Annotated in this window: 10 protein-coding genes and 1 pseudogene; 4 read left to right on the top strand and 7 right to left on the bottom strand. The window is 50.6% G+C overall.

The window, feature by feature from the left end:
- The 4 genes and pseudogenes from BLW97_RS19010 to hflD form a co-directional block, all read left to right on the top strand.
- Positions 1-133, top strand: a 133-nt coding sequence (locus BLW97_RS19010) for a transposase (RefSeq protein ID WP_143214904.1), incomplete at its 5' end; no start/stop codon positions are given.
- 66 nt (positions 134-199) lie between these two features.
- Positions 200-295 (top strand): annotated as a pseudogene (locus BLW97_RS20290) (hypothetical protein); the annotation flags it as partial.
- 204 nt (positions 296-499) lie between these two features.
- The gene (locus BLW97_RS19980) at positions 500-754 is read left to right on the top strand and encodes an ACT domain-containing protein (protein ID WP_075322663.1); all 255 of its coding nucleotides are present in this window, start codon (positions 500-502) and stop codon (positions 752-754) included.
- A 32-nt stretch (positions 755-786) separates the two neighbouring features.
- Positions 787-1,446 carry a high frequency lysogenization protein HflD gene (gene hflD / locus BLW97_RS06130; RefSeq protein WP_010639896.1) on the top strand — a complete coding sequence of 220 codons (660 nt, stop codon included), beginning with the start codon at positions 787-789 and terminating at the stop codon, positions 1,444-1,446.
- An 11-nt stretch (positions 1,447-1,457) separates the two neighbouring features.
- Here hflD and BLW97_RS06125 read toward each other — a convergent pair whose 3' ends face one another.
- The 7 genes from BLW97_RS06125 to BLW97_RS06095 form a co-directional block, all read right to left on the bottom strand.
- The gene (locus tag BLW97_RS06125; RefSeq protein ID WP_075322662.1) at positions 1,458-3,587 is read right to left on the bottom strand and encodes an acyltransferase family protein; all 2,130 of its coding nucleotides are present in this window, start codon (positions 3,585-3,587) and stop codon (positions 1,458-1,460) included.
- Between the two features lie 26 nt (positions 3,588-3,613).
- The gene (locus BLW97_RS06120; RefSeq protein ID WP_075322661.1) at positions 3,614-4,414 is read right to left on the bottom strand and encodes an SGNH/GDSL hydrolase family protein; all 801 of its coding nucleotides are present in this window, start codon (positions 4,412-4,414) and stop codon (positions 3,614-3,616) included.
- A gap of 54 nt (positions 4,415-4,468) precedes the next feature.
- Positions 4,469-4,726, bottom strand: a complete 258-nt coding sequence (locus BLW97_RS06115; protein WP_010639902.1) for an EscU/YscU/HrcU family type III secretion system export apparatus switch protein — start codon at positions 4,724-4,726, stop codon at positions 4,469-4,471.
- On the bottom strand, positions 4,719-5,867 hold the full coding sequence (gene fliK / locus BLW97_RS06110; protein WP_075322660.1) for a flagellar hook-length control protein FliK: 1,149 nt from the start codon (positions 5,865-5,867) through the stop codon (positions 4,719-4,721). The genes BLW97_RS06115 and fliK overlap by 8 nt, the downstream gene beginning before the upstream one ends.
- Before the next feature lie 28 nt (positions 5,868-5,895).
- Positions 5,896-6,690 (bottom strand): flagellar brake protein, encoded by a 795-nt coding sequence (locus tag BLW97_RS06105; RefSeq protein ID WP_075322659.1) that lies wholly within the window; start codon positions 6,688-6,690, stop codon positions 5,896-5,898.
- A gap of 69 nt (positions 6,691-6,759) precedes the next feature.
- The gene (locus BLW97_RS06100) at positions 6,760-9,567 is read right to left on the bottom strand and encodes a putative bifunctional diguanylate cyclase/phosphodiesterase (RefSeq protein ID WP_075322658.1); all 2,808 of its coding nucleotides are present in this window, start codon (positions 9,565-9,567) and stop codon (positions 6,760-6,762) included.
- Positions 9,567-10,634, bottom strand: a complete 1,068-nt coding sequence (locus BLW97_RS06095) for a protein-glutamate methylesterase/protein-glutamine glutaminase (protein ID WP_075322657.1) — start codon at positions 10,632-10,634, stop codon at positions 9,567-9,569. Before BLW97_RS06095 ends, BLW97_RS06100 begins: the two co-directional genes overlap by 1 nt.
- Between the last annotated feature and the right edge of the window lie 4 nt (positions 10,635-10,638).

The raw sequence follows: 10,638 nt of genomic DNA, 5'->3' as shown, positions 1-10,638 counted from the left end.
TGGAATTCTGGAAGGTTTCAACAGCCTCATTCAATCCGCCAAGGCCAAGGCTCGGGGTTACCGCACGCACAAGAACTTTATCAACATGGCCTACCTGATCCTGGGCAAGCTGGATCTCAGGCTACCCACTTGAAATGACGAGGAACCAAGTCGTAAAACCCTAGTAGCAGTACGCGCCCACCAGCCTGAGGGCAGCGAAATCCTGATTTATGGTCCTGACCGCCCCGGTCTGTTCCAGCAGATTACCGGCGCCCTGGATCGCCAGTCTCTCAACATCATCGACGCGCGCATTGATACCAGTGAAGATGGTCGAGCCATTGACACATTTCTGGTCATTGACAACAGTCACGCCTTTGCGCGAACCGAGCAGGCCGACCAGGATCTGGCAGCGCGACTGCGCGCCATTATCGAAGGAGAAACCGAAAGCAAACCACATTTTGGTCTGCGCCACCGCGACCCACGCCATCGCTTTTTCGCCCAGCGTCCCGCTGAAATCCGTGTGGATAATCACGCCCTCTCCCGCTATACCCTACTGGAAGTGCGTGCAGCCGATCATCTCGGACTGCTTTATCGGGTGGGTGAAGTATTACGCGCCTTACAGCTGAATATTCATGGCGCCAAGGTGTCTACATTTGGTGAGCGGGTTGAAGATACTTTTTTTATTCTCAATGAAAGAGGTCGGCAATTAACGGAAACCCAAAGCAAAAAACTTACTGGCACGCTGGATGAAATGCTCAACGGGCAATCACACTAAATGATTTTTTCAAATAATAAAGGCAGATTTACATGTGGGATTTTCTGATTCCCAAAGCAGACCGCCGCCGTGATCGTACTTTGGCGTTGGCCGGTATTATCCGTAGCGCCCTGCTGGTACAGAACATTGCCCGCAATGGTGAACAACCGGGGCCACTATTGGCCACCTGTATTCACAGCATTCTGTCCCTGGACAGTGCCAGTACTCGTCAGGCATTGGGAGACATCCAGAGTTTACGACAGGCACTGGCCCTGCTCTGCCCGCTCCTGCAACGCGGCCCCGCCAATGCCCAGGAAGCCGAACTGCTGCGCTACGCTATGGCGATGAGCAGCCTGAGTAAACGCCTGTTAAAAAATCAAAGCGCTACCCAGCGCGTGCATGAAGGTATTCAGCAGGCCCAGCGGCAAATCCAGCATTTTGGTGACCCACTGCAGAGCAGCGTCATTGCCGGTCTGGCGCAAACCTACACGGAAGCTATCGGCACCTTGCGCCCGCGTATTATCGTCAGCGGTGACAGCCGCTATTTAAGTGACGCTGACGATGCCGCCCGTATCCGCACGCTCCTGCTCAGCGGTATTCGCGCTGCCGTACTCTGGCGGCAGGCCGGTGGTCACATTCCCGGAAGCCTGCTCGAACGTCGGGGCATTTGTCAGGAAGCGGAAGAGTTGCTTTCTACGAACAATTCATGCTGAAAATGGCCGAATTAATTTTGGAAACCATCAAGGCCCGAAGCATCAGTGTTTTGCCTTTGTACCGGCACCGCATTGCTAAAGACAGATGCCGTAGACGCGGTGCTCAGCGGCGCGATGGTAAAGGATTTGATGCGGGTGGTAGGTAGCGGAGATTGGGTCTGAGGTTGAACTGAGACTGAGCGCGCGGGAGCCGTCGCCGACTGCGTACTTGCTGTACTGAATTTAAGTGGCTTGGTGGCAACCAGATGCGCTTGACCTGATTGAACAGACTGCGCATGAGCAACCGGCTGAGGTTGTTGATAACCCATGGTGTACAACTTTCCAAGCATTGCATTCACCAGGGCCTGGGCACCGTCCCAGGTCAAGTGGACCTGATCAGGATCAAAGTAATTATATTGATCATGGCTGATACGATCCCAGTGCAACAAATAAACATTGGGATATTGTGCCTTGGCGCGGAGATACTGTGCTTTAACTTCGTTTTCCCAGACTCTGGGAACATTGGGAATAATCAGCATGACTTTGCGATTTCCGGCTTCGCGCATGACCCGATCCAGATCCTGGGTAAAGACATCGCCATTACTGCCCAGCTCCAGGACAATATAACGAATATCTGCATTTTGAGGTTGCGTCAACTCTGCCTGCAGGACGGATGGGGCACGCGAAAACTGTCGACCCACTTTACCGTCCAGTATCGCATTGGGAACCTGATGAATCACAAAGCCTGACCATCCCAGAAGAATGGAATCCGTAACAACCAATACCTGTTTGTCTGGATAGGCACGATTTTGGCGGATTTCCTGTCCGTTATAGAGATACCCCGGTTGTGGATTGGGCTGCCAGGTCATGGAGCCAGCCGCCGGGGCAGACGTTGCGCCTCTGGCACTGAGGGCATTTCCCGTCGGTTCCGCCAGGGCCGCATTACCTGATTGACGGATTGCCAGTAACTGATTCTGCAACTGGGCAATTTTGAGCGCCTGGTAATGCTTGTATAACAGCAGGTGGAGATTTTTTTCGCGTTCATGAATAAATTGCTGATTAACCACCACCGAATCATACCAACCGGCAATGCCCAAGCCCAGAATCAGAGCCGCAGTAAAAGCGGTTTGCAGGGAAAAATGATGCCGCGCTTTCTTGCCAAAAGCATTCTGTATACTGACTTCAACCAAGGCATAGGTAAGCACCGACAACAACAGGATAATCAACACAGAAAGGATCACTAAAACGTAATCAGTCGCGCCATGATAAAAATAATAGAGGAAAGAAATAACTGGAACATTCCATAAATACAAGGAGTATGACATCTCCCCCAAAGCCCCGCCCAACTGCCATTTCATCTGTGCAAAGACAGTGGATCGTTCCGCAGCATAAATATAAATTGCAGTAAGCAATAATACTGGTAAAGAATATATGACATAATTCTGATAAGGAGCCAGCAGTAACAGGACAATAATACCCAGCACTGCCATGACCACCAAAAAATCAAAAACGACGGGAATTTTTTTAGCCTCACGACCACTCAGAACCATGAAACCCAGAATCCCGGCAATATAGGAAAAACCATGCCAAGGTAAAACATAAGCAGCATTAAGCTGATGATGTACACCCAACCAGTATGCTCCCCCGGCCGTAACCATCAGCAATAGCAACATCAGCACAAAATAAAAATACTGGTTACGAATTATTTTACGCAGCAAAAAATGCAAAACATACAACTGCACCAATAATGAAATAAACCACATTCCAATAAAGGGGTGCGGCATCGCAAAGGTCTGAAAATAAGGTATATGATGAAATATCAGATAAAAGTTATAGACAAAAAGCGATGAATAAACAGCCGGTTGCCAACTGGTCAGATGAAAGTAATAACCAAACAGAGCAACTACCCAGGTTACCACCAGCATGGGAATGACAATACGAGAAAGGCGTCTTCTGAAGAAAGTGCGCACACTGTTCAGAAAGCCAGCATCCGGCGCATGGCGCATGGATCTCTCTATTAAGTATCCGGAAACAAAGAGAAATACATCAACACCCAGATAACCACCAGAAAACCATGCGCTGCCAAAAGTAATGGTTTCATGCACATGAAACCCAATGACGCCGACCATGGCGAGAAATTTCAGATAATCCAGATAGAGCATACCGTCATCCCGCAAAATTTTATGAATTAGTTTTTGTCTTCAGTTTTTTTAATATCACGAGCAATGGCATGTACCATGACCTGAATTCCCTGCCAATTGGGATGAACCAGGTCCGTCCAGAAATATTGCGGATGATTTTTGCTGAGCAGATCCCAACGTACCAGATGCACATTCGGGTGTGTGGCGGCGGTTTGCAGATAAAGCTGTTGTACTTCATGTTCCCAGGATCGGGGCATTTCCGGCATCACCAGAAATACCTGGCGGTGGCCAAGCATTTTGAGTAGTTGCTGCATGTCCTCAGGATACACTTCACCATTCGTACCCAATTCGATGACGACATCACCAACCCCTTGGGTCATCCCGGTTTGTTGCATGGTCTTCCAAATGGGCAGGGCGCTGGAAAACTGTCTGCCCACCCGCCCACTGATGAGCGCATTGGGAAACACATGCGCAAAATATCCCGACCAGCCAGTCAAAATACTGTCACCAATGATAATGACGCCGACTGGATAAGTTTTAGGAAAACGCAGCACCGAATGAGCATCCAATACATAGCCCGGATCGGGTGATTCGGAAAAGTCCTTGTGCGCATCAATAATTGCCATCTGATCCAGATAACGTTCCGGTTTTTGCGGAGCTGGTGCCTTACGCGCCACAACGGGGGCAGGCAGAGTCTCGTGGATGGACTTCACCGCATAGGAAGTGTTTTCATCCATGCAGGCCGCGAGGCCCAGACAGACCCCGATCATCAAACTGAAGCGTACCAGACGAATAGGCTTTACTCCCGTAAAACGACTGGAAAGGTTTCGAAACACCTGATGCGACATGACTATCCTTGATGTCTTTATTTTTTTGCTGGATGACTCTAACAATAAAACGAATTACATGCCACGCTCAATTTTATAAACCCAGGCCAACACCTCGGCTACAGCCTGATAGAGCTGAGGTGGTATTTGTTGATCCAGGTCCAGCTGCATGAGCAGACTAACCAGCTCCTTGGATTCATGGACAAATATCCCAGCCTCTCGCGCTCTGGCAATAATTTGCTCAGCTACCAGACCCTGCCCCTTGGCAATCAGAGTAGGTGCTGCATCTTCTGCCTGATAACGCAGAGCCACTGCACTTTTAGGTTTATCCATGTACGGAATCATCCACCGGACGAATCTGCGGCGTCGAAACCTGTAAACCCAAATTCTGCAAGGATTGGGTCAGCTCGCCTCCGTGCGCACGTAGTAAAGCGGCCTGATCTGCAGTGAGAACTAGATGCAAGGTAGATTTGTCTAATTGCAGACGGGCTTCCACGTGCCCAAGCTTGGGCAGATCCAGAATCAGGGTACTATCCCAGCGCCGGGAGGGAACATCTTCACCCGCTTGAGAAGGCTCTTCACCATCTCCATCATGACGCCTCAGCAACCAGCTCACGTTCTGACCCGGCCAAAGAGGCCCCGTCCAGACAAACTGCTGCTGATTCAACACCTGGATTTGTTGACCCAAAATCTGCGTAGAAACGGCATTTGCGTTGCTGGATAAAAATAACGCGCCCGATTTATTCAAGTCGGCAATTTGCGCATATGTTGCAGCACCTTGGTTTACCGTCTTGCTGGTGTCACCTGCAGAAAAAGGAAGAGATGACAATGTGGCTCGCGACGCATTTTCATTCGCTGGTGCTAATTCGGTTGCGCCTTTTTGAGTGGAAGGCGGAACAGGGTTGTGCATGGTACTGGCGGCTGTGTCAGTCATGGGTCTGGCGGCATTTTGTGGTTCGGCCAACAAGTTTTGTGTAGTCCATTGACCCTGATTCCACGCGGCCAGATGGCTTTCGTAAAAAATACCACTCTGCTGCAAGCTGCTCTGTAAAAAATTCGCAATATTGGCCGGAGACGTCTCATTCGGCGCCAACATAGCCGCAGTATGAACGATTTGCGCAGCCGGTTTCCCGGTCTGGACCAGATCGCGTAAGGACTGCGCAGTATCCGATAAAGCCACCTGGTCACTACGCACTGCTGCCAAATGACTCATCAGCAAAAACTTGGGATTATTACTGCCACCCAGGTAGGTCAACTGTACTTCCTGCCCTGCTGACCAGTGGCCCGGCAATTCAAAGGCCAGCGTCTTTCCGGCTACCGTAAGCATGGTTTGCTGATCGCCCGATTGTAAGACTTTTGCACTCAGCGTATTTCCCGGCAGCAGGCTATGAGATAGCGATATTGCCGTGGCATGATTCAGAGCTGTTTCCACCACTCTGATCGTGTATGCCGTTTCCAGAGTCGTGGAATTCATGCGCGCATTTCTTCAGGCATCTCAACCGTCAGCTTTTCCACCAGCTTTTTATTTTACCGCCCCAAGAAGAAGGTTGCTGTTTTCCTGAACTGCGCAGTCCAATACCCAGCATCCTCAATATTTCCCGATCACGGGTTTGCACATATTGGGCCACTTTTTCCTGATCGGCGGCCGGTGGATTTTGAAACTCCACACCCAGAATGACGCCGGTAGCTCCCGCAACTTGGTCATCCACAAAACGTATGATTGCCGGCATGTGCAAAGGCTCACTGTCGCGAAGTCTAAATATCAATTGAGATACGATTTCGTTGGGCTGAAAAGGCAGATCCTTGGGGCAGCGACTCATAATCCGGATTCCACCGGCACTGATATCCTGCATTCGTCCAGAAACCATCAAGGCACCCTGACGGTAGATTTCCACCTCATCGGGATCCTGTACGGCAGGCGGTACCCGGAAAAGTTGACGACGCTGCAACTGATAAATCGCATCGGGATAATACAGGACAATGCCAGATTCGTCTTGACGCAATACTTGACTCTGAAAACCACTGATTACCCCATCTACCCTGGAAAGTATCGTGACTTGCAAGCCAGCTTCAATCTGTTTAGGAAAATTCAAAGGCACATCTATGTGCAACTCACTTTCCGACTTTATATCTAGCAACACAGTGTTATAGCTCTGGATCTGGTCATCCAGCCACAAGGTACAGAAAATATGTTCCCGCAATAAATTTTCCAACATGCCTGATGCCTTCACCGAGGCTGTAACACGAAAACGTTCGGAAAACAGACTGCGACGCATGTCATGAATTTGTTCCGTCATAAAAACCTGCTCTGATCCAGAATATGCATTATCTTATCAGCACCCATGATAGCTGTCGTCAGTTCTGAGCTATGCATGAATTTCCTGCCAGAGACCAGCCATATCCTGAAGACCTACCGTTCGTACCGAACGGAGCACCGGCGGAATCAGGCAATCTCGCCAGGTAAAAAAGGCATTTTCCGGCAGCGGAGGAGAAAGAAGGTATCCCTGAATATAGCGACCGCCAAGTTGTAGCCACAAATGAAGCTCATCTGGGGTGGAAATACCCTCTGCAACCAAATCGCAGTCCGTCAGCTGGCTGAGCAGGTGACTGGCTCCCGCCACACCAAAGCTGGCGATATCCTCACGGAACGCCCGAATAAAACTCTGATCCAGCTTCAACTCATTGAAGCGTAAACGGGCAACAGAAAGCAGTGAAGAATATCCAGTCCCAAAATCATCCATGGATAACTTGAATCCGCGCATTTGGCACCATTCCATAACTGGACGCGCAGATTTACGCCCGATAACAGAAGCCGTTTCGGTAATTTCCAAGGTCAAACCATTACCATCAGGACACAACTGTTCAATATCCTGCATAAATGCGGGATCAAGAAAATGCTTGGCCCCTATATTCAGCGAAATCTGCAAGTCCAGGCCTTCTGAGCGCATGCGCGCGCGTAAACGCCCTGCTTCTTCCAGTGCCCAGCGGCCTAGCAGTCTAACCAAATGGGCATTTTCTTCGACATAAGGCATAAATTTGCCGGGTCCAATCCAGTGAGCATGTGCTGGACACCAGCGCGCCAGCATTTCCACGCCGGTCAGGCAGTCTTCCAGCATATCGGCTTTGGGTTGCAGGAAAAAATGAATATCGCCCTTCTGCAAAGCACATGGAAAATCTCGTCGTACCCACAGCCTTTGCTTCGCACGGCGAGAGACCTCTCCTCCGAAAAACTTAAAAGTATTTCCGCCCTGGCGCTTGGCTTCGGCCAACGCTTCATCGGCCTGGGCCATCAGGGTGTAGACATCCTGTCCATCTGCCGGAAACATCGCCCAGCCAATAGATGTAGACAAAGTGGAGTCCAACATTTTGCGTGCCGAATTCTGAACAGCTTTCAGAATTTCTTCTCCGATTGAAATAGCATGATCTGCATCGTTTAATTTAATAAAAAGCCCGAATTCATCTCCACCGACCCGTGCCAGGATATCATCAGATTGTGGTAGCACTCCCTGTAATTGACAGGCAATTTCCTGTAAACATTGATCCGCTTCCAGTGAGCTGAAAGAAGTATTGATCTCATTAAACATGTCCATATCCAGCAAGGCCAAACCAAATAATGACTGAGCTTCACTGACAGTGTTCAGGCTATTTGTAACGAGCGTAGTAAAATGGGACCGGTTCGGTAATCCGGTTAATGCATCCGTCTGCAGCAGGCGCTCCTTCTCTTTTATTGCTTGTATTTTTTCCTTATAGCTTTCGAGATCGTGCAACAAGGATTCCCAATGCACAATTAAACTTCGGCCAAAAAGCCAGCGGGTCAGACGGGTTATTTCCAGCACAAAAATGGCTACTGGAAAAGGCGATCTTGCCGCCATGACCGGCCAGGCGATAACCTCGCGAAAACCACGCAACGGCGGATAAGCAGCCATCGCCTTGGTCATCATGCCGGAAATATGAGGGGTTCGCGGAGTCACCCGGCATTGTAGACGATACGCCAGAGAGGGCAGGAGTTGCCCCCAAGGTAAATTCTCCGGATCGAGACTCAGGGGAAGTTGCCGGAGCGTCCCGGCAAGCCCTGGTTTACGGGCCGAAGCCGCCACCACAGATAAAATGCCCTGTTTTTCATCAGGCACAGCCACATAGGCCGCTAACGCCCCTGTACCTAACACACTAAGCTGCACCAGGCCCTGATAGATTTCATCAACATCCTGCGCCTCATTTACCATTTCATGTAAGGCTTGATGCGCCCGCTGATAACGGCTTTCCACAAAACGCCGATACATCCAGATCAAGGCGACCAAAGCCAGTCCAGATTCAGCAGCAAGTAGCAATACTGTCCAGATATCCAGACGATCCAGTAAATGCTGAAGATCCGGGAGCGGTTGGGAATTCCAGCGCACCTGCATGGCCCACGGTGTACCGCGAACCGGAATCTCCAGATGGGCGGTCCAAGCCTCAGGAATATCGCCTGCCTGTTGCCAGTGTCCATTCATCCATTGAGCGAGGACATGGTGTTGCCCGTCCAGAAGCAGCAACATGTGCGCATGCTCCGGGCTGGCACTGGCATGTTGGTTGCCAAAAAACAAGTCCGCCTGACAAATTCTATAAAAATGCTTGCCGGTTAGCTGCGCAGATAACGCAAAAATACGCAGAGGAATATGCAGCAGCCCCTTCTTGTCCACAAAGGGGCGGTCTACTCCGCCTTTCCAGGTATTGACGCCATCTGATAGCAACATATTGAAATCCAGCGGATAATCTACCGCCAGCGGAGATTTATGCGAAGCATCAGCCGAACGGCAGGCCACTCCCGAAAGCCAGGGGTGCATATTGTTAAAACGACGCAGCAGATCGGGGCTTAGCTCCCCGGTCGGCAAACTCGTCATAAACTGTAAGTCACGCATATGCATCTGAATCATGGCAGAGAGATTGCTGGAAAAGCTTTCGGCCAGACGCGTGGCTGCTTCCTGTGTGCGTAACCGGGAACGATCCAGCAAGTGCTGTTGCCAGCTCCCTATACTGAAAATCGTCAGGCCAACCAGACTCGAAAAAACCAGCAAAATTGACAGGATAAAAATACGCTGCCGTTTTTGAATGCGCCGCGACATCAGTATGAGCTTTTTCAACGGTTCCGGCATGACGGAATTTTCATCAGCCAAGCCCTGAGAAGTTGTCATCATCAGCGCGCCCCCTCTATGGATCGCGGCAAGCGGCTGGTAATATGGGTCAGGGCTACCACTTCATCGACCCCACCGAGTTTTATCGCTTCCTTGGGCATCCCGAAAACCACGCAACTGGATTCATCCTGGGCAATGGTGCGCGCTCCCGCCTGATGCATCTCCAGCAATCCCTGGGCACCGTCATCTCCCATTCCGGTCATGATCACGCCCCAGGCGTTCCGGCCAGCTACCTGAGCCACCGAACGAAACAGTACATCCACTGAAGGCCGATGATGTTTGACTAAAGGTCCATCAAAAACCTGAACGGCAAATTGTGCACCACTTCGGATCAGGCGCATGTGCTTTCCGCCCGGAGCAATCAGGGCGCGCCCCGGCAGGACCCGATCTCCATCCCGGGCTTCGCGCACTTCAAGGGCGCTGATCGTATTCAGTCGTGCGGCAAAAGCCGCCGTAAACTTTTCTGGCATGTGCTGTACCACCACAATGCCCGGCACCGTCACCGGCAAGGCGCGCAACAAAACTTCCAGAGCCTGGGTACCGCCCGTACTGGTTCCTACCGCAATGACTTTTTCCGTACTTTTTTGTAAAAGCAGATCCGCAGAAACCGGTGCTGCAATAGCCACCTCAGGAGAAGCTAAGCGCTGGGGACGCATATTCCGCAAGTTGGCACGTGCCGCAGCTTTCACGGCCCGGATAATTTCCGGTGCATCTTTTTGCAAAAAGTCTTTTAGTCCAGTTTGTGGTTTCTGGATAATCTGCACCGCCCCTGCGGCCAGAGCATCCAAAGTAATCTGTGCCCCAGATTCTGCGAGACTGGAACAGATAATCACAGGCAAGGGATGTTCTTGCATGATTTTACGCAGAAAAGTTACACCATCCATACGCGGCATTTCAATATCCAAAATCACCACATCCGGCCATTGCCGCTGCATGCGATCCCAGGCAAACAACGGATCCTGGGCGGTTGCCAAAATGGCAATATCCGGATCCTGACTTAATGCGGCCTGGAGAACCTGGCGGACAACGGCCGAGTCATCCACAATAAAAACCTGTATTTTCTTGGTCATATTC

Origin of the sequence: Acidithiobacillus albertensis, from assembly GCF_001931655.1 — a bacterium.
GTDB lineage: Bacteria > Pseudomonadota > Gammaproteobacteria > Acidithiobacillales > Acidithiobacillaceae > Acidithiobacillus > Acidithiobacillus thiooxidans.
The sequence above is the reverse complement of the archived record's forward strand: the minus strand, read 5'-3'. Positions and strand labels throughout refer to the sequence as shown.